The organism is Indolivaga macrotermitis, from assembly GCF_900128985.1.
GTDB classification, from domain to species: Bacteria; Bacteroidota; Bacteroidia; order Bacteroidales; family Dysgonomonadaceae; genus Dysgonomonas_A; species Dysgonomonas_A macrotermitis.
This window is the reverse complement of record NZ_FQUC01000014.1, coordinates 47,688-68,380: the sequence shown is the minus strand read 5'-3', so window position 1 is coordinate 68,380 and position 20,693 is coordinate 47,688. Positions and strand designations below refer to the sequence as shown.

At 40.3% G+C, this 20,693-nt stretch carries 17 protein-coding genes and 2 tRNA genes; 12 read left to right on the top strand and 7 right to left on the bottom strand.

The window, feature by feature from the left end; genetic code table 11:
- Position 1 precedes the first annotated feature (1 nt).
- The 3 genes from BUC12_RS15685 to BUC12_RS15675 are packed head-to-tail and all read left to right on the top strand — an operon-like array spanning position 2 to position 7,226.
- The gene (locus BUC12_RS15685; RefSeq protein WP_139262090.1) at positions 2 to 289 is read left to right on the top strand and encodes a hypothetical protein; all 288 of its coding nucleotides are present in this window, start codon (positions 2 to 4) and stop codon (positions 287 to 289) included.
- Entirely contained in the window at positions 279 to 4,220 is a 3,942-nt protein-coding gene (locus BUC12_RS15680) for a hypothetical protein (RefSeq protein ID WP_062181765.1), read from the top strand. Before BUC12_RS15685 ends, BUC12_RS15680 begins: the two co-directional genes overlap by 11 nt.
- A gap of 12 nt (positions 4,221 to 4,232) precedes the next feature.
- Positions 4,233 to 7,226: a hypothetical protein gene (locus BUC12_RS15675; RefSeq protein ID WP_062181762.1), complete on the top strand. Its 2,994-nt coding sequence runs from the start codon at positions 4,233 to 4,235 to the stop codon at positions 7,224 to 7,226.
- A 258-nt stretch (positions 7,227 to 7,484) separates the two neighbouring features.
- Here the strand turns inward: BUC12_RS15675 and BUC12_RS15670 are convergent, their stop codons facing one another.
- The gene (locus BUC12_RS15670) at positions 7,485 to 7,769 is read right to left on the bottom strand and encodes a helix-turn-helix domain-containing protein (RefSeq protein ID WP_062181759.1); all 285 of its coding nucleotides are present in this window, start codon (positions 7,767 to 7,769) and stop codon (positions 7,485 to 7,487) included.
- Positions 7,770 to 8,061: 292 nt separating this feature from the next.
- Between BUC12_RS15670 and BUC12_RS15665 the strand changes: the two genes are divergently transcribed.
- Genes BUC12_RS15665 through BUC12_RS15650 form a run of 7 tightly spaced genes read left to right on the top strand, consistent with a single transcriptional unit; the run spans position 8,062 to position 9,822 of the window.
- Complete coding sequence (locus BUC12_RS15665; RefSeq protein WP_062181755.1) at positions 8,062 to 8,370, top strand: hypothetical protein; 309 nt, start codon at positions 8,062 to 8,064, stop codon at positions 8,368 to 8,370.
- Positions 8,371 to 8,380: 10 nt separating this feature from the next.
- Positions 8,381 to 8,782: a hypothetical protein gene (locus BUC12_RS15660; protein ID WP_062181752.1), complete on the top strand. Its 402-nt coding sequence runs from the start codon at positions 8,381 to 8,383 to the stop codon at positions 8,780 to 8,782.
- Positions 8,783 to 8,787: 5 nt separating this feature from the next.
- Positions 8,788 to 8,937 carry a hypothetical protein gene (locus BUC12_RS20115; RefSeq protein ID WP_157257547.1) on the top strand — a complete coding sequence of 50 codons (150 nt, stop codon included), beginning with the start codon at positions 8,788 to 8,790 and terminating at the stop codon, positions 8,935 to 8,937.
- Between the two features lie 5 nt (positions 8,938 to 8,942).
- Entirely contained in the window at positions 8,943 to 9,098 is a 156-nt protein-coding gene (locus tag BUC12_RS19900; RefSeq protein ID WP_139262088.1) for an ETC complex I subunit, read from the top strand.
- 1 nt (position 9,099) lies between these two features.
- The gene (locus BUC12_RS20110) at positions 9,100 to 9,237 is read left to right on the top strand and encodes a hypothetical protein (RefSeq protein ID WP_157257545.1); all 138 of its coding nucleotides are present in this window, start codon (positions 9,100 to 9,102) and stop codon (positions 9,235 to 9,237) included.
- Positions 9,238 to 9,280: 43 nt separating this feature from the next.
- A complete protein-coding gene (locus tag BUC12_RS15655) occupies positions 9,281 to 9,601 on the top strand; it encodes an SH3 beta-barrel fold-containing protein (protein ID WP_062181749.1) in 321 nt (106 codons plus the stop codon).
- A 5-nt stretch (positions 9,602 to 9,606) separates the two neighbouring features.
- A complete protein-coding gene (locus BUC12_RS15650) occupies positions 9,607 to 9,822 on the top strand; it encodes a hypothetical protein (protein WP_062181746.1) in 216 nt (71 codons plus the stop codon).
- 407 nt (positions 9,823 to 10,229) lie between these two features.
- Here the strand turns inward: BUC12_RS15650 and BUC12_RS15645 are convergent.
- From BUC12_RS15645 to BUC12_RS15630, 4 genes are all read right to left on the bottom strand, one after another.
- Positions 10,230 to 10,312: transfer RNA gene (locus tag BUC12_RS15645), tRNA-Leu, on the bottom strand.
- Positions 10,313 to 10,317: 5 nt separating this feature from the next.
- Positions 10,318 to 10,393 (bottom strand) — tRNA-Gly (locus tag BUC12_RS15640).
- A 98-nt stretch (positions 10,394 to 10,491) separates the two neighbouring features.
- Positions 10,492 to 10,932, bottom strand: a complete 441-nt coding sequence (locus BUC12_RS15635) for a hypothetical protein (RefSeq protein ID WP_062181743.1) — start codon at positions 10,930 to 10,932, stop codon at positions 10,492 to 10,494.
- Positions 10,929 to 11,885, bottom strand: coding sequence for an aldo/keto reductase (locus tag BUC12_RS15630; RefSeq protein WP_062181741.1), 957 nt, complete (start codon positions 11,883 to 11,885; stop codon positions 10,929 to 10,931). Before BUC12_RS15630 ends, BUC12_RS15635 begins: the two co-directional genes overlap by 4 nt.
- A 664-nt stretch (positions 11,886 to 12,549) precedes the next feature.
- Between BUC12_RS15630 and BUC12_RS15625 the strand changes: the two genes are divergently transcribed.
- Together BUC12_RS15625 and BUC12_RS15620 are read left to right on the top strand one after the other, a co-directional pair.
- Positions 12,550 to 13,389, top strand: a complete 840-nt coding sequence (locus tag BUC12_RS15625; protein WP_062181737.1) for a sulfite exporter TauE/SafE family protein — start codon at positions 12,550 to 12,552, stop codon at positions 13,387 to 13,389.
- A gap of 21 nt (positions 13,390 to 13,410) precedes the next feature.
- The gene (locus BUC12_RS15620) at positions 13,411 to 13,824 is read left to right on the top strand and encodes a DUF1634 domain-containing protein (protein WP_062181735.1); all 414 of its coding nucleotides are present in this window, start codon (positions 13,411 to 13,413) and stop codon (positions 13,822 to 13,824) included.
- 587 nt (positions 13,825 to 14,411) lie between these two features.
- Here the strand turns inward: BUC12_RS15620 and BUC12_RS15615 are convergent.
- Positions 14,412 to 17,684, bottom strand: coding sequence for a S41 family peptidase (locus BUC12_RS15615; protein ID WP_062181731.1), 3,273 nt, complete (start codon positions 17,682 to 17,684; stop codon positions 14,412 to 14,414).
- Between the two features lie 101 nt (positions 17,685 to 17,785).
- Positions 17,786 to 20,623, bottom strand: a complete 2,838-nt coding sequence (locus BUC12_RS15610; protein WP_062181728.1) for a carboxypeptidase regulatory-like domain-containing protein — start codon at positions 20,621 to 20,623, stop codon at positions 17,786 to 17,788.
- Between the last annotated feature and the right edge of the window lie 70 nt (positions 20,624 to 20,693).

Here is a 20,693-nt window from a genome sequence, read left to right as displayed (position 1 = left end):
TATGAAAGAGAAACAAATGACTATATCAGAATCGCAACTGAATACTATCGTAAGTCTTGCGGTTGATGCCGTACTGTCTTTATCCGGGAAACCGGATATCAGCGCCGCTACTGTTCACTCCTGTATGATCATAAAACTAGCTGACGAGATAAGCGAAGGAGCTATATGCAGCAAAGATATACTGACCGGTTTACAGGACTGTGTTAAAAAGAAAGGTGAAGAAGCTATTCTTACTATCATGGATGACGCTTTTAAGAATATAACAAAACCCGAGAACCATGGCAGATAACGAAAATTTAGGATCTTTATCTTTTGCTATTAATATAGATACCTCTCAACTCCCTGATACTATCAGGGAGATTGAAAAACAGCTATCAACCATAGGCGCTGTAAATAATGTAGATCTAAGTGTAGATAAAACCAAATTGCTAGAAGAAATAGGTAAAATACTGTACGGACAGGACTTTGAGCTAAACTTGTCTATCGATGAGAGTTACAAAAAGATGATCGAGGACCTTAAAAAGCAATTAGCTGAATTAAGATTCCCCACTGTTCCGACATCCCAGATAAATGAAAGTAACAGAACCATTCAAAATAGTATCAATACCCAACGAAGAGGTATGAACATGTTACAATTTGAAGTTCAACAGGTTGCACGTGAATTACCTTCTCTTTCCTATGGCGTGCACACGTTCTTTGCAGCGATATCTAACAACGTGCCTATGTTGGCAGATCAGATCAGATTAGCTAGACGAGAATATGCTGAACTTGTGGCCGCAGGACAAAGAGCTACCCCCGTATGGCGTCAAGTCGTAAGTAGTATATTCTCCTGGCAAACAGCTTTAGTCGCATTACTAACTGTATTTACCTTATTTGGGAAAGACATTGTGAGCTGGATCGGAGGCTTATTTAACGCCCGGAAAGAGAATGAGAAGTTAGCCGAGTCTCTTATAAAATCGCAGGTGGCCATATACTCAGAGCAAAGGGCCATAAAGGCCTTGTTTGATCAGCTTAAAGACGCAAAAAAGGGTACTGCCGAATGGAATACCGCAAGAGATAAAATTATGAGCGGGTATGGGAAATACTTAAACGGGCTGGACTCTGAAACCACTTCTTTAAATAATATCGCCGCTGCGTATTCTGCCATATCGGCCGCTGCTTTACAAGCAGCCAAAGACCGGGGAATTGCTTCAGCTAAGCAAGAGGCCGAAAATGAATTTGCTAAAGAGTGGAAAGATAGTGCACCCAAAATAGCTAAATACCTGGAGCAGACAAAGAAATATACACAGGACCAGATACAGGAATTCATGCGAATGGTGTACACCGGTGAATTGACTAAAAACAATCATGGTAACCTTCCCAGCGGTATGTTCCTCGGTGTACTTATGAACGAGAAAAGCGCGTATGATGATCTCATTGTTGCCAGGCAAGAATATGCTGAAAGCATCAAAGATATAGACCGCGCCTTTAATTTCGGGAATGGCCAGATAGATAAAGAAACGGAGTCCTTAATTAAAAACCAGGAACGGTTATTAGAGCAGGCCAAGTTATTATCAGAATCCACTGAGGCAGAAATAATCACTAAGAATAGAAAGATAAAGTCCATTGAGGCTGAAATAACAAGGCTGAAACAACTCGGCGTAGAAAAGGTTGACAAGCAAGCAGAAGATGCGCGTATAAAGCAATATGAAGCGGAGATAGATCTGGTAAAGCAAGCCTATTCCGATTATAAGGATTATATAGAGGTAGTGGGTGAGCTAGAGGCTAAAAAGAGAGTTACAGCCAAGTATGGCGACCAGTTTTCCCAAGTGTTCAAAAAAGAGGCAAATGCCATCGAATATGCGACCGATCCTCTTATCTATTTCGCCAAAGTACTTGACGATTTATCTAAAATGACGTCTAAGAGAGACAAAGGGCTGCGGAACGCCGTATCCCGTTTAATCGGAGGCACAGAGGCGGGTGATGATATTGACGCCTTTCGTAAAGAATGGGAAACGCTGGGTAGAGACTTAAATTTTGAAAAGGAGGGTTACTCCATTTTAGAGAAACTAGCCGGATCCGGAATAGATGTAGAAGCCGCTAAGAGTAAAATAAAACAGCTATTCCGGGATATGGGTATATCTGTAAAACTAGAATACAACACTTTCAGAGAAGCTGTTGAACAAACATTCCGCCGTATCGACCCGGGTGTTATGTCTTCTGAAGAGGGTATGAAGTTAAGAAAATCATTTTTGTCCGAAATGAACAAAAATACTTTCACAGATTTATTAACGGCATATCAGGATTACACCTCGCAAAGATATAGTATTGAGCATAAGTTTGATAAGGATCTAAAAGACTTATGGAGAGAAAGATATAAGGCTGAAACAGAGGGAAATGAAGCAATGGTTACCGCTATTGACCGTGCCATAGCTAAGGCTACAAAAAGCAAAGGGGAAGCTCTAATTTCGTTCGATTTCGAGCAACTAAAGAAGACACCATCTTATGTAAGAGCTTTTGAGAATCTGCAAGATACATCAACCAAAACTTTGAATTCTCTTTTACAGCAATTGGAGCAGGCCAAGCAGACAGCGGCTCAGGTGCTAACACCCGATCAATTAAGAGAATACACGAATACTACTCAGTCCATAATTGAGGAATTGCTTAACAGAGATCCATTCAGCCGTATTGCTGAATTAAAATTAGAGGTAGTACAAGCCGATAAAGACCTGTTGGAAGCAGAGAAAAGGCTTAATGAGGTTATGGCCGGTAATGACACCACTATTACAGCCGAACAGGCTCTGTCAGAATATAATGCAGCCAAAGATGAATCCATAAAGAAAACAAACCAGTTAAAAGCTGCTGAAAAGAAAGTTGCTGATACGCTAAGTCAATTATCCCGTTCGATAGAAGATGTAGGAGGCTCTATCGGTGGCGTGACAGGGGAAATCATATCGCTGATAGGTTCTATAAGTACTACTGTGTTTTCTGCTATAGATGGAATGAAATCGGCAAGTACCACTGCATCTGCAGCTATACAGGCGATAGAAAAAGCATCGGTGATACTAGCTGTTATCAGTGCGGCCATACAGATAGCTACAAAAATAGCCGATCTATTTGGCGGTGAGAGTGATACTGATAAATACGAGAAGGCCAAAGCCATGTATAATTCCTACATCAGTATACTGGACAAAGTTATTCAGAAGCAACTCGAATTCGCTGAAGTACTGGCCGGTGAAAACGCGGCAATGGCTTATGATAAAGCCGTAGAATTAGTTGAAAAACAAACAGACGCAGCTCGTACATTAGGTAAACAGTATTTGAATTCAGGAGCATCTAAAGGGTTTGCCGGTATCGGTAGTAAAGCATCTAAAGGTACTAAGGAGGTAGAAGACATGTCCTCTGAGGGGTGGACGCAGGCTGCAAAAGCTTTAGGAATGTCCGTTCAAGAGTTCAAAAACCTGATGGGTAGCCGTATGACAGGTCTATTTGACCTAAGCATTGAACAGCTGGAGGAATTAAGTACAGAAGCTCCTGTGTTTATTTCTCAATTAGATTCGGATACTCAAAATTATTTTGATCAGATAATTAAAGGTACAGATAAAATATCTGAGGTCATGGAGAACTTAAAAGAGACCTATACGGGTTTATCCTTTGACACCTTGAAAGATGGTTTGGACGACTTGTTACAAGCTGCTGATACCACATTCTCGGATGTCGGAGACTCCTTTGAAGACCATATGCGTAATGCCGTACTGAACTTCGTTAAGAATAAATACCTGATTAACGCGCTGGAGGAATGGTACGCCCAGTTTGCAAAAGCATATAGTGATGAAACACTTACATCTAAAGAAGTAGAGGACCTTCGCAAGATGTGGGAAACCGCATACAATAAGGGGCAAGATATGTATGACACTGCTCTGCAAGTGGCAGGTATCAGCAAAGAAAGTCAGGAATCTCTTTCCGGATTATCAAAAGGGATACAGGGCCTAACGGAATCAACTGCCCAAATTATCGAGGCATATCTTAATACCATGCGCGATGTAGTGATATCTGTACATCGGGTAAATGAGCAACAGCTAACTGTCTTAGAAGCTTCTCAGCTTATACAGTCTAATATGCTATCCGAACTTGTATTGATGAATTCTACGGCAAACGCGATAAACAATGCTGTCAAATCGGCTTTAGCTCGATCTAGTGGAGAGGATGGCCCCGGATTCAGAGTTTTTATAAAATCCTAACAGCTATAAATTATGCAACTTAAAATATTTAATCCTTCAGGCGAACCGGTTACAGTAACCCGAGATTTCACCTATACCGGAGGAGCTATGTCTGAGAAGAGAGTAACCACGACAATAATGTCAGCTCGGAAACTAGATCTACCCATAGGCAGTTATCTGGAATTCCGGGGCGAGCGTTATACACTTCGGGACGAATCTTCTATAAAGCGTACAGCGGGTACCAACATGCGCGGGGATGCATTCAGCACAACTCTTGTTTTTACTTCCGGTCAATACGAGATTAGCAATTGTGATTTTCTGGATTATGTGCTAGGCGATGATATGTATTACACCTGCATGGACTCATTCTCTTTTTATGGGGATGTGTACGATTTGGGAAGGCGTATACAGGCAAATCTGGACGCGGAGTACGGTATTGACCGTTGGAAAGTTTTAATGCCGTATTCGGGCTCAGAAACGCCTAAACCAATTCGGGAGATAGGATGGACTGAAAGGAGTTTAGATAGCGAAACTAAACAAATATCTCCCTCAAATGAGAACTGCTGGAATGCCCTGACCCGTGCTAATTCTGACTTCGGATTCTTCTTCTATCTTGATACGGCGAAGAAGGAAATATACATAGGCGTCCCTTATCCTGAATTTAAAGTAAATGACCAGCTGGTAGAGTTTGCTTATGGTAAAGGTAATGGCCTGTATGAGATACAAAGGAATATAGAAGCAAATACAGTTATAACCCGGTTGAGGGTAAAAGGCAGTGACAGGAACATCCCGAGAGATTATCTGCGGACTGATGCATTCCCCCGGTTTACTCAGAATTTACAGCTACCGGTATTCAGGGAAACACTCGATAACCCGAGACCGACAGACTATATTCTGGCAGATCAAACATTAATTGATTATTTTGGTATCCGTCCGGGTACAAAGGTATTCGATGATATTTATCCATCTATCGAAGGCATGGTGGATACGAACGGGAACGCTATAGATACAATCCATGCTATAGAAGAACTGGATGATACCATTAAGCCTGATGGCACCTTGGTGCAATCTTATTTCTATGTTTACCTGTATGATCTGGGATTTGATATAAACGATTATCTCACTTCCGAAGATCCTACCCTGTCTATGAAGACCGGATACTGCGTTACCGACTTCAAGATAGTGGAGGCTATAGCTATCAAAGATGGAGAGCCTTACTATTCGGAAGGGTGCCGGTGGAGGTTCAGACTCGAAAAAGATGTAACATCAGCAGCAAACTATGTTCTGCCTTCAGGGAATGTTAAGCCCAAATATGGCGATAAGTTTGTCCTGCTTTATATCCTTATGCCGGATAATTATATCTTACAAGCCGAGCAAAGGTTACTGGAAGCAGCGCAAGCGTACTTGGCTGAAAACTCGAAAAGCAAGATCAGTTATACCATAAATTTAGATGAAATATTTTTCGCTAATAGGCCTTTGGTTGCAAATGCCCTTAAAGAGGGCGTAAGCCTGAGGATAAAAGATAATGAGCTGGGTGATATGGAGTATCCGGATGGTACAAGGTATACTGTAAAGTCCGTGCAGAGCTTAGTTATAGCATATAACGAGGAACGGCAACTACCATCCTATCAGATTACTCTTACCGATAAGATCGCATCCAACCCCATTAACAGAATACAGAGTGAAGTTGATGAGAATAAAGAGAATATCATCAACGAGAGTACCCAAAATACTGTAAATCGCAGAAATGGTATAAGGAACAGCAGAAACCTGAGAGATCTAAAAAATACGATATTCGATACAGACGGCTATTTCAATGATGAACATTTGCGGCCACTGAGTATTGAAACGCCTTATCTGGCAGTAGGTGCCAAGAGCAGAGACTTTACTGTAAATGGGATAAACATAAAGACCTACAAGTCAGGAGATACTTTCCGGGTATCGCTTTCGACGGGCTATATTAATCACCGTGCTTACTGGTGGGGTGGTGGGGACGAGCCTTCTGAGGGATCAGATAAGTATACATGGGGCATAAACGACAGCTTAGATATGGAGTTACCGGATAATGATAAGATGTATTATATCTATATCAAAGCGGAACGCAGTAGCCAGCTTGCCGAGTGGTACATATCAGAAGAGCAACTTATGTTTGATTTCGATATAAACTATTATCATTTCCTGTTGGGAGTTATATTTCCGGTATCAGAAGACCGCAGGGATACTTCATTCAAGTATGGTATGTCTTATATCTCAGGTGGGGCTATCTACGGTGATGTTATTAAGTCGATCAACTATGTGGATGACGAAAGCAACGAGGGTAGCATGTACGGCTTGAATGATGGTACGCTGAGGATTGGGAATAGTGATTCGGGGATGGATTACGGAGTTACTGAGAAAAATACACTTTCCATTTTTGGAAAGTTAAATGCAGTGTTGGCTCAACTCGGTGGATTTTTAGTAGACAACGAGAAATTCCAGTCGTTGATGAAGGATGCAGACGGTAACCCTAATATCTTATTGAATGGAACAGACGGTAGCGGTCATGTTGCAGCGGGTAATGCGGCTTGGGATGCAACCGGTAATCTCCTTATAAGTGGAAAATTCGAGAGTAACAACGATCAAGGAGATAAAATAATTATCGATCCCCATGCGAGAAATCTAACATTCGTTGGTGCTGATACAGGTATCGATGTTACTATCGGTAAGAATACGACCTTTGCTAGTCCTACGGTTGCATACGATAGCGTTGTTATATCAAATGGTAGCGGCGTAAGGTCAGAGCTTCTTGCGGGTTCTCTAAACGTGTATGTTGAAGGAAACAAAACGTTCGGAACTTTAAGTGGTAGTGGTGTGGGTTTTCACTATAACAGACAAGAAACTGATGAGACCGCTTTTGATGCATCGGTAGCCACTATTAACGGAGAGAATATATTACTGGTCATACTAAAGAACTGCCCTAAAAGTCCCGATGGTTTACCCGTTGGTGCTTTATGGAATAATAACGGTACTATAGGCATAGTTGAATAATGGCTGCAAGTTAATATTCTTTATCTATTGCCCGGAGCATAAAAGATACTCACATGAAGGCCTTACCCTATAATGGGGTAAGGCTTTTTCGTTTTTATACAGCAGGGTATCGGTAATAGCTATACCCCCATACGCTCACTAGAAAAAAAAATAAAAAAATTTAAGCGTAATCGGGTTGCCCTGCCTTACACCGGTCCACCGGGGGGGGTATACCCAAAAAAAAGCTATATCCACCCAAAAAAAAGCCGTACAGGACCTCTATTTTGTCAATGGATCCTCATCTACATTATAGCTTTCTTTCTCCTTTATTTCTAAAGCCGTGCCGCATTTAGGACATGTTATTGTATTCTGTTTCGATCGTTCAAACAGATCTGTGATAGGGACATTTAAAGCGGATGCGATTTTTTCTAATGTGTCTAATGATGGTTTTGTTTTACCTGTCATTATGTTACTTAGATTTGCCTGTGTCATTTCTATACCCTTTGCTAATGTAAGGGCAGTTATTCCTCTTTCTTTTAATATCTCTTTAATTCTAAATTCCATATTATTTAACTTTTATTTTATACAAATGTATAAAATATATAGTATTGACACAATTATTTTGAAATAATTATAGTTAAAGTATATATTTTGTTTGGATATTATATATTTATACTATATATTTGTATCGAATAATTATAGTAACAATATAATTTATTAATTATGACTTGGGACGAAATTTTATGGAATGCAACCTTTGAAGATCCAGACGATACAGATACATCTTACGATCTGGCAGAGGAGAAAGAAATAGAAAGATATTACGATTACAAATACAATTAAAAATTTATGGATTATGAAAACAAACGTAATTACCCGCAAACAGTACCTGAACGGCGAAGCAACTCACGACGAATATTATAGCCAGTTCGTTACAGACGCAACGATTAACATGTTACTAAGATTCTTAAGTAAAGAGCGACTAACAGAAGCCTATAACGAGAATCCTAATCTATACAGTATTAAATTACAAGTTTGGGATGATCTACCACTAATTGCATACACTTATAAAATGAGAGAGGCTGGAGACTGGCCAACACCCGCCGGTAAGGTTTGCATACTCAAATGTGCTGCCAGAATGATAATAGAAACTAAAAACATTTAAAAAAAATAACATGAAAACAACTATTATAAGTTGGGAAAACGCACAGGAAAACGATTTAGTATATGATACTATGCAAGCCTGTGAAACAGATGATGTGTTAAGCTTTTTCGAAGGGGATCCGGATCAACTAAGGATAAACGGCGAAACGGTTTTGTTCACAGACATACAGAATCCAGAACACACAAAACAGACCGTTATTTATCTAGATCCTAGTTACACCGTTAACGAATCCGATATAATTAGACGCCTTACTGAGTTTTACGCAGTAGATGAAAACGGGGCTGATGACTTTATGTCTTATTATGAAAGAATAGAGTCTACTAATGAAAACATGAAAAACCTTAGTAACGGGATAGCTTACCGAGGTGGAAAAGGTTACACATATACATTATACACATTCAAAGAAAATTAAACAATATGAAATACCAAATCAGAAAAGTAGACAAAGGCTATATTCTGCTTAGAGTTAAAGACGAAGCGATATTGTATGTGAATGGAAACTTTATGAACGTCGTATATGAAGCCCAGGCCATAGGAATATTAAATACAACGGAATATAAATACTGATAGTTATGAAAAAGAAAACGTACATATTGAACGGGAATCAATTCGATTCATTCGAAGATGCTTTGAACTATGCAACCAAAAACGGTTGGATTGTAGAAAATTCTGAAACTATAGTGTATAAAGGACTTACCAGAGTATTAATAAACGTCAAATCAAAATAGCATGAAAGCAACTTACAAAGCAATTTATGACAATCATTACGACGCTATTAGTTATGCAGAATGTATTATGCGCGTCGGTTATATCCGCGGTTACGAAATCAGTTTTCATTCTACCGGATATAAAATTAGTTTTCGTTAAAAATAGGCGGGGTGAAAGCCCCGCTGTATAAAACCATACAGCAATGAAACGAAGCGACTTTTCAACTATTATGCGTACTGCCTGGCAGTTTGTAAGGACTACCGGTAAAAGCTTGTCAGAGTGTTTAAAATTGGCTTGGGCTAACTTTAAACTTGTAAGGCGTATGAAACAGGGTATTGTTAAGTTCTATTTTCAAAAAGTAGATGGGTCTATACGTGAAGCTTGGGGTACATTATCCGATACGGGAATTCCCATATCGAACAGAGAAAAGAAGGAACGTGCTAAAAATGATTTTACGCAGGTATACTTCGATACGGAAAAACAAGAATTCAGATCATATAAAAAACTAAACTTAATATATTAAACAGTATGAATACATTAAGCACAAAACAAATAGATGCGTTAAACGCACTAATTTTTGATGAATACGGATGCATTAGTTCATTTTATCAACGCCTGGCAGAGATAAGTCTTGCATACTCCAGTATGTACATGGCTATCGTTGAAGATAACGGAGATATCAGAGGCTCTGTTAATGATTTACATATGTTAGGTGAACTAATGAAAGTATTTGCCAAAGACTAAAAAAACATGTGGCTTCGTCTAAGTCATATTGTATTTGCAATTTTAACCGTCTTTGCCTGTGAAGGTAGGGGCGGTTTACTTATATATAAGTAGTATATTTAGATTAAAAACCTATGTCAAATCGGATTATTATAGAAAAAAGGTGGTTAAGTGAAACCGAGGCCCGTATATACACTACATTTTGTACGGATACCCTAAGAGATGCCAGAGATAGAAATAAACTGCCATTCAGAAAATCTGGAATACCATAAAAATGGAAGGGTTAAGAATATTCGAAAATAAATAGATGTTGTGCAAGACACAAAAAAACGACCCTTATTCAGAGCCGTTAATTTTGTTTTTCAGCCGTTAAACCGAACATTTACCGAACATAATTCGCATAAATTACTGGTAATCAGCTAAAAAAGTACTCGGAGCGGGACTTGAACCCGCACAACCTAATGGTCACAAGATTTTAAGTCTTGCGTGTCTACCATTCCACCATCCGAGCATCCTTGGAGCGAAAGACGGGATTCGAACCCGCGACCCCGACCTTGGCAAGGTCGTGCTCTACCAACTGAGCTACTTTCGCAAATGCTGCTATTGCCTGTATCTACCGCTGCAGACCGTTTTCACAATTGCGAGTGCAAATGTAAAATCTTTTTTTGATTTTACAAACAAATAGCCCGATTAATTACGAATGCGGTACATCGTTCCGTCTTTATTTACATAGTATTTTCGCAATCGTTCAGTAGTGGGTCCCGACTCATATCTACCCGAACCGTCCCCTATATTATAGACCGACTTGCATTTAGGGCATTGCAGCTGTAATGTATTAATCTTTTCCAATATATTTTTCGCCGGAGCCTCGTAAGGACAACACAGATCGAAAGCCGCCAGAGACAAATCCACACCCGAAGCATAATAGCTGATCACAATTACCCCGGCATATCCGGCACTACTGTATATTTTCGTATAATACGGATTATCAAAGCTGTTTTCGAGTGTCGTATTAATATTAATCTCAACCTGACGGTATGGAACAGAGCTAGATACATTTTCCTCTTTAGCACATCCCCAAAGGATAAGGATCACAGACAAAACAGCTAAACGCTTCAGCACATTATTCATTGATTAAGAATATCTTCAATTAGATCAATTTCCTGAGTGGAAAAATTTTTATTATTCAACGTATCGATATTATCATTCAGTTGCCCCACAGAGCTCACCCCGATAATAACCGATGTCACCCGTTTGTTATATAATACCCATGCCAAAGCCATTTCGGCCAGAGACTGTCCCCTTTGCCGGGCTATTTCATTCAGTCTTGTAGCTTTTGCTATAACCGGTTCATTCACCTGATCTTGTTGAAGGAAGCCGCTTTCTTTTGCAGCCCTCGATCCCTGAGGAATACCGTGTAAATATTTATCGGTCAGCAATCCCTGAGCCAAAGGAGAAAAAGCGATAAAACCGCTCCCCTGCTCTTCCGTCAGTTGCAATAATCCTTTTTCGACATCACGTACCAACATATTGTAACGATCCTGATAGATAAGGCAGGGAACCTTATTTTCTTTCAGAATACTAAACGCCTCTTTCGCCTTTTCATACGGATATTTCGACAATCCCACATACAGAGCCTTTCCTTGGCGGACAATATCAACCAGTGCCATCATTGTTTCTTCCACCGGAGTTTCTCCATCGTAACGGTGACTGTAAAAAATATCGAAATAATCCAATCCCGTGCGTTTCAAACTCTGATCGATACTGGCAAATAAAGATTTACGCGAACTCCCGTCACCATAAGGTCCGTTCCACATCAGATGGCCTGCTTTTGACGAAACAATCAGTTCATCCCTGTGTGAAGCCAGATCCGATTTCAATACTTTTCCGAAAGTCTCCTCTGCGCTGCCCGGAGGCGGTCCATAATTATTAGCCAGATCTATATGGGTAATCCCTTTATCGAATGCCGTACATATCATTTGGCGTGAATTAGCGAAATCATCAATCGCACCGAAATTATGCCAAAGTCCTAGGGATAGGACAGGTAATTTCAAACCGCTTTTACCGCAAAATTTATATTCCATAATTACTTAGATTTTATATTGAATATCTTGATAAAAAGGTGACAAACTTATACACCACATGTATACTTTCTGTCACTTTACTGTTTACTTTGTCACCTTGCTATTAGTCTTAATATGGGGAACTTAACCCATTTAAAGTGACAAAAGTGACACTTGTGACATCATTTTTATTTTTTCTAATCTTATCAGTTATATAAGTTACAGTTATGAATAATGCGTTTTCGATATATAACCGATTATTGTTCTTCTATTTACAGAACCGACAGAAAGGTCTGAAACCTCATACTATAGATAAAATTATTCCAACAAGCCAAATGTACAAAATCAAGCTAAACAAGACCATCACTTAGATTAATTTTTACATATATTTATATTCCAACCCCGACAATTAACTGCATTGAAAAAACTACCGGCATTCTCCTAGATTATTACCTTCGTCGCCACATATAACCAACCCTAAAGTATAAATACAATCTATTTTTTCAAGATAAGATATTCGATTTGAGAGGAATTAAATAGGCAGACAATCTTAAATTACCTATTTTTGTAACGGATAATTAAGTCACAGCTAGTATTTAATGATACATTTTCGAACAATAACTGGCTATCGTTGTTTTGCTTATCAAAGTATTAAAAAGGTCTAAGACCTTAAAAACACAAATATATGTCATTAAGTCTGTTTATTCTGATATTGTTTTTAGGTGCAATATTTGCCGGTTTTTTGGGATCCCTTACCGGACTTGGCGGCGGAGTAGTCGTTATTCCATTATTAACTCTCGGATTCGGTGTAGATATGAGGTATGCTATCGGGGCAGCCCTTGTCACATCCATAGCCAGTTCTTCGGGAGCCGCCGCAGCATACATAAAAGAAGGGATCACCAATGTCCGCATAGGGATGTTTCTCGAAATAGCTACCACCACGGGGGCTGTACTTGGAGCCATCATAGCCATCTACCTCGACAAACAGTATATTGCCGTTATCTTCGGATGTGTACTGATATTTTCGGCGATACGTACTATCACCAAAAAAGAAGAACATCTGGATCCCAATGCACCCGGCGATAAACTGGCTGATAAGCTTAAACTGAATGGCTCGTATCCGACAAAAGAAGGTATAGTAAACTACAAGGTACATAATGTAGCAGGCGGTTATTCGTTAATGACCATAGCCGGAGTACTATCCGGTTTACTGGGTATCGGGTCGGGAGCATTAAAAGTACTGGCAATGGATACTGCAATGAAAATCCCATTCAAAGTGTCTACCACCACCAGTAACTTTATGGTGGGGGTAACAGCCGCAGCCAGTGCTGTAATTTACCTGCAAAGGGGTTATATCGATCCCGGGCTTTGTATGCCCATCGTAGTCGGCGTATTACTCGGAGCTTTTATCGGATCGAAAGTTTTGCCGAAAGCCAATGTAAAGCGACTGCGCCAACTATTCAGTATCGTTATATTCTTCCTTGCAATCTCCATGATGTATAATGGAATAACAGGTAAGCTATAATATTCACAGAAACAATAAAACATGAAACATATATTTTCGCGAGCATATTGGGATCAACGGGATGTTGAACAATACATAGGAAAATTATTACGCTACGGAGTCGTACTATCCAGCATAATTACCGTATTCGGAGGTATTGTATACATGCTTCAACATCATGCCAAGACCGCCGATTATAGTCCTACCCCTTCAGGGCAACCATTTCCGGGTGTAGACCAATATCTGAGAGAACTCAATTCAATCATTCCGGCAGTACTGAATTTCGACGGAGCAGCAATTGTTCAGATCGGAATCATTGTTTTGATTGCAACGCCCATTATCCGTGTAGCATTTTCGGCTTTTTCTTTTCTTATCGAAAAAGATTACATGTATGTCTGTATTACATTGATAGTATTAGCCATCATTCTTGCTAATATGATATTAGGGTTACATTAAGTGTTCTTATTTCTACCTATACTGACAAATATCAACCTTATAGCTGAAAAAGGCTTTAGTTTTTCGAGTATTTACTAACGCGCCTAAAGGCTTGTTCTTCATTTTGCCTTGATGCAAAACGAAGCAAAAGATCAAGACTGCGCCTTCAAGCTCGACCCGTTACGTGTTCGAAAGCGAAGACAAATAAAGCACGCTTAATACAACTTCTATTTGTCTTTTAACGCTTCCTTCTCACAACGGGTACCCCGTGCTTTACGTCGATGTCGGAACCTGACGGACGAGGGTCTCAGGCCCTTTTTTTTAACGTGCGTAAGCCAAAGGCGCATATAGAGGTGTAGCCGTAATCTGACACGTAAAGTAGCCGTTAAAACTAAACTCTGTTTGAGCCCGAAAGGGTGAGGTTTATTTAGTTTCGGCTGCGAACGTTGTCAGATAGGCGAAGGCTCGAAGCGCCAATGAGTTTTTGCCTTCTTTTGGGACTTAGGCCAAAAGAAGGGCAAGCAATCTGTGATTGCGCACAGAAAATAAAGAAGGCTGAACCCAGTAACAAGATTCAGCCTTTTTCTATACAGTATTACAATTATCCTTTAGTTTTTACCAAGTAAAACGTTCACCGCCTTTTCTAATTGCAGGTCTTTGCCCTGAAGGGAAGATGCAGGATCGTTATACACTTCAACATCGGGATATAACTCCTGATTTTCCAGATAATTCCCTCTCATATCTTTCACTGCTACCTGAGGAATACCAAACACGATACTCGGGTCTATCTGGCTTTCCCACCAAACGGCAGTCATCGTTCCCGGTACAGGCGTACCCACCAGCTTACCTACACCCAGCTCTTTGTAAAGCCAAGGGAAGCCATGTGCATTCGAATAATTATCTTCACACATCAGAACCACAGACGGTTTCAGCCATTTATTATAAGGGTCACTCCCGATATATTGCCCACGGGGTTCGAACCGCTGATATTCTTTGCCGCTCAACAAAGTCACCAGATCATCGTGCAACCAGCCACCGCCGTTATGCCGTGTATCAATCACTACAGATTCTTTATTCCTGCAACGTCCCAGCAATTCGGAATAAACCTCCCTGAAGCTTTCGCTATTCATTCCACGAACATGTACGTAACCGATACGCCCGTTCGATAATTTATCGACGATTGCCCGGCGTTGCTCTACCCATCTCTTATATAACAGATTATTCTGCTCTCCTTGCGAAATCGGTTTCACCCAGATTTCCTGCTCTTTGTCGGAAGGTGTAGCCTTGTAAGTCAGCAACACTTTTTTACCTGACTTACCTGCCAATAAAGGAAAATAATCTTGTCCTTTTTCAATCGGTTCATTATTTATTTTCAGGATAATGGAACCTTTCGCTATTTTAGACGAGGCTATTGTCAAAGGTCCCTGATTTATCACTTCTTCCACCTTCAATCCTTCGCCATCGTATCCCTCATCAAAGAATGCGCCCAAATAGGCCGTTTGCATTGGTGCAGATGGGCCCCCATATCTGGCTCCGGTATGCGAACCGTTCAACTCACCCAGCATTTCGCCCAACATCTCCGAGAAGTCGAAGTTATTATTGATATGCGGCAAGAATTTTTCGTAAGTGATCTTATAGCCATCCCAATCGACATTATGTAAATCAGTCACATAGAATTTTTCTTTCACCTGACGCCATGCATGTTCGAATATATAGCTACGCTCACTTTCAGGACGATACTCAAATTGTGCATTTATTTTGACCGGAGTAGCAGTTCCCTTTTCCATATCTATTTTTTGAATCTTGTTTCCTGCCAACAGTAAGATATTTTTCCCTACACTATCGGTTTGAATCCGTCCACCTCCGGCTCCTTTCAATAATATTTTCGACGACCGCTCTTTCAGGTCATATACCCACAAGTCATAATCTTTTTCGAAACGCGACAGATAGTATAACTTATCCCCTTTTTCATTTAATAACGCATCAGCGATCCATGACGAATTAGGAGTCAGGCGAATAACCCTATCCCTACTATTTTCGAAATCAAAGACCAAAGGTTTCACATCCTTTTCTTTCTTTTTCTTTGCGTCTTCGCTGTCATCTTCTTTTTTGTCTTTTTTATCTTTCTCTTTAGCCTTCTTTGCTTTCTCCTCGTCGTCTTTCTTTTTCTTATCTTTTTTCTCCTGATCTTCTACTAAAGCCAGTTCTTCTTTGCTAAGCCTGAATCTGTCGTAAGCTTCATTATCAAAGAACATGATATAAGCATCCATATGAGCGCCCCAACTACCATGACTGCGATATCCAGCCCTGTCAGAAAACCAAAGCATTGCTTTTCCTTTCTGTACAAAACGTCCGTTGGTATCAGTATATCCACTCTCTGTGAGGTTGGTAACTTCACCGCTACCATCGGCTTTCACTAAAGCCATATCAGTATTATTCCACCCTCCAATGCCAATATACTCGGTCATAATCCATTTACTGTCGGGCGACCACTGGTACCACTGGTCTCCATCGGAATACGAATAATTGAACTTGCCATCGAGTACTGTACGAACCTTCTTGCTATCCAGATTCAATACTTTTATTGTGGTTCTGCTTTCCAGAAAAGCTATTTCTTTTCCATCAGGAGAGTATAAAGGCTGGAAGGATACAGCGCCCGAATTGGTCAGCTGTTCTTCCTTAAATTCTTTTGCATATACAAACGAAGCATCTTCTTTGCGGCTCAATGTCGTCTGGTAAATATTCCATACACCGTTTCGTTCCGCTGCATATAGAACAGAACGCCCGTCAGGGCTGAACGACACATTTCTCTCCTGATCGGGAGTATTTGTAATCCTAACAGTTGTTCCGTATTCTACCGAAGAAACGAACACATCACCCCTTACTATAAATGCAATTTCTTTCCCGCTTGGCGACACCGACATTTCGCGTGCACCATTCGAGAAATTCATATACTTAAGTTTATTCTCCTGATTATCGGTTACAATACGAACATTAACCTTAGCAGGCTGTTCCCCTTCGCGAACAGTATATATTTCGCCATCATACGCAAAAGCTAATAAGCCCTGTCGGCTCACGCTTAAGAAACGCACCGGATTACCTTTAAAAGAAGTTATCTGTTTATCGGAAGTCGAATTCAACCCTCGTTTATAGATATTGAAAGTGCCGTCTTGTTCACTCAAATAGAAAAAAGACTGGCCATCGGCAGCCCATACCGGATTACGGTCTTCTCCTCTAAACGAAGTCAGCTTCTGAAAAGATCGCTCTTTTCCATCTTTACACAACCAGATATCCCGGGTGATAGATGATTGATGATGCTTACGCCAAGGGTCTTCGTATCCTTTCTTATCATGATAGAGTAATTGTTTACCATCAGGCGAAACCGAAATATCTTCCATTGAAAGGGAAGAGAACAGTTTAGACCTGCCTCCTGTAATACTCACCTCATAAACCTGGGGAAATTGTCCTGACGGGAATTGGCTATCCTTACTATCAAGCATCACTGTCGATGTATACAAGATATGATTCGCATCCTTGAAAGTAACGGGAAATGCCCCCGCAGTATTACTTGTCAAACGGGTAGGAATACCTCCTTCTGCCGATACAAGGAACACATCGAAACTACCTTCGCGGTTCGATGCAAAAGCAATACTTTTTCCATCAGGCGACCACACTGGCCTGGTATCATGCGCCGGATGCGTTGTCAACTGTATAGCCCTGCCACCACTGACCGCTACTTTATAAATATCCCCTTTGTATGAGAATGCAATATAGCTTCCATCCGGCGAGATTGCCGAATAGCGCATCCACAAAGGCGGCTCCTGAGCTTTCATACCAGCTATAGACAAAAGCATGAAAGCCACTAATAATAATTTCTTCATATTGAGTACTTATAGTTAGATAATTGGTTAACCTTCTTTACAAAATTAACATTCTATAATTTATAAGACTACAAAATATGAATAATTGTTACATTTTATTTCTATTTATCGCTTTCCGGATTATCCGAAAAGTGCTTAATATTCACCTTTCTGTGTTTGACCTGAATACGGAATGCAGGCAAATCCTGAATCTTTCCGGCCTGTACCCTAAAATCCTGTTCCGATATTTCGCAATATGTATTCGGCTCCAACGTGTTTGGTTCCAGAATTATCTTATAATCACCTGTGGGTAAGAACATAGTAAACTCCCCGTCATCATTTGTGATAGCACGTTGGACAAACTCATTATCCACATTTACTATCCTAAAACGGATATTACTATATTTCAGGATCATATCTGCTGTAGTCTTCTTATCATAAATGTATGCAACCTTACCGGATACCGTTCCGGCTTGTTGTAGAGGTATCTGTACTTTCGTTTTAAATTTAGAGATAACCAATGGTTGCCCTTTATAAAACCAGCCTTTACGCGAAACAGGTTTTATCTCATATGATCCGAAAGGCACCTGCGAATAAACAAATTCTCCGCCATTATCGGATAAGAAAGCCGCATTGTTTATCATTATATCAAATCCCGGAGCAGGTTCATCTCCTTTGTCATAAATATTATTGGCATTCTTATCATAGTAGACAAATACAGACAATTTACTTTTCCTCCGGCTCGAGATATTTCCTTCAGGCAAATGCACCGTTACCCCAACCTCAACATTATAAATATTTTTGCTATCCTGATTAGTTACATTATAATGATATAATGAAGAATTCATAAAAATAGAATAACTCCGGTTGTGGTTATATCTCACATTCATAAAACTCGAAGGAGCTTCGCCTGTCAATGGGTCTTTACTGTAATTGGCACCGGCACTGACCTCGTACTTTTCATCAGAAAAAGTCTTATTTACAGCTGCCGATAGAAATACCCTGCTGAAAGTCTCTTCCTTATCCATATTCAGGGCATACTCCGAAATATAATAGCTACCCTGCTGATAAGAAGCATTCAGATTCAGCCAATGGTAAGTATAAGAAGCACCTGATTTGAATTGAAAATGATACTTATCCTCCTGAGGGTATTTCACCCAGCCATTTTCGATTGACGAGACCAGTATATGCTTCATATTGCGGCTCATCCATGTAAGGCGTTCGATAAACCGTCCGGCAAACATGGTCTGTGCCGAATTAGCATCCGAAGGAGTAAAGTATAAGTAATACGAGTTTGACCTCTCATACTGATTCTGATAAGAAATACTCGTTGATACAGTTTTAAAAGCAGGGAACGACAATCCGACCTCACCACTCAGGTTCCTGAAAGTACTGTTTATCGTATTCGTATAATATCGGGGAGAAAAGTCCGAATATAAGAAATTAGACCTGATCTGATATCCCTTACCCAAGCCTTTACTAATCGACTGTTGTCCACTTAACACTCCTCTCCGGCTTCCGGGAAAATATGCCGAACTGTAATAATATGCTCCGTTTAGCTCAAGGTCGTCAACATGCCCGTTGTATTGAAAATCAACAGCACCGGACATCTTTTGCCTATTCAGTTTGTCATAATTACTGTGAGCCCCCGATACCCTTAAACGGGTATACCAGGCATTACGTATAAGCCATCTCATCTCGCTACCCACAATATTAAACCGGGCACCCTCAAACGGATTATCCTGATAAATATACGATCCGTAAAATTGCCGTTGAGCATTAACCGCTCCCAGCTGGCCTGTCATATAAAAACTCGAAATACCTTTAAATAAAGGGTCTCCCGAAAAAAGATTAAAAGCCCCGTCGACCACCCCAACCTGAAACCTGCGGCTCTGCCCTTCGTTAGCTAAAGCGATCTTCGCACCTCGGCCAAACATGGTAAGTTCCAATGTTTCACTGATATTACCCAATGTCAATTCATTTTGGTTCAACCGGTATGTCAAAGCAGTATTAGTTGCAACAACCTGATTACTTTGTGTAAGGTTGCTGTAAATATTGCCCTGTATACTTAAACTCCCTGCAGGAAGGTTGAACGCATCCCGTCCCTGAAGCTGAAAGATATCACTCGACGAACCATACCTGCGATAACTGGCAGTTATATTATTTTGCTGAAATGAAGCAAAAGACCCGAAATCATACGATCTGTCGTCAAATTTCCGTGAAGAGAGAACATTTTGAATCGTTACCGATCCGTTACCGAATATTTCTTTACCTGCCCCTCTCAATCCCACTACATTAACAACAAAACGGTCTTTTTCCAATAAAGCTTTTGTCGGAAGAAAGCTAAAGGAAAACACATGTTGTTCCATCGGTGCAATAGTCGCTTTTCGTTCAATAAAGTTTATCTGTCCCGAAAGATCAGGAACACTAAAAACAACCGTTACCGATTGGCTCTTATTACCCCTGTTCCCGACAATAGTTTTTATCCGTACCGAATCGTTCGGGTTCACAGCTAAGATGTTGGTATTTTCCAAAACCAGATTCAGCTGAATTTTCTCTTCTATAACAAAAGTTGAAGTCTTTTCCGATAAGGTATTGCCTGCCGAATCCTGTAACCGGAACTTTACCGTAGATGTACCCGCTTCCATACCGCTCCTTTTAAGAAACCTGACAAAAACAAAGGTGCTGTCCAACGGTTGAAGCTCTATCGGCTGAGAAGTACCCGCAATAGCTTTAAGTGACGATGGCGTGTCAATCAATAATACTCCGGAGAAAGCCTGATCCGACGTATTTTTAATCTTTACGATCGAACCTATCAATGTTTGTTGTGGAGAAGGATTTAAGTGTGGCTCGGTCTCGATCCTGACCTTTCCCTCAAAAGAGCTTTGAGAGAATAGTGGTGTTCCCGATAATAACCCGATAAATACCAGTATATATATTGTGTAGAATTCCCTTGTCATTTTATTGTGCCTATAACATCTGCAACCTGATAACCCTTACACCCGACATTGCTGAACGATAATACATATC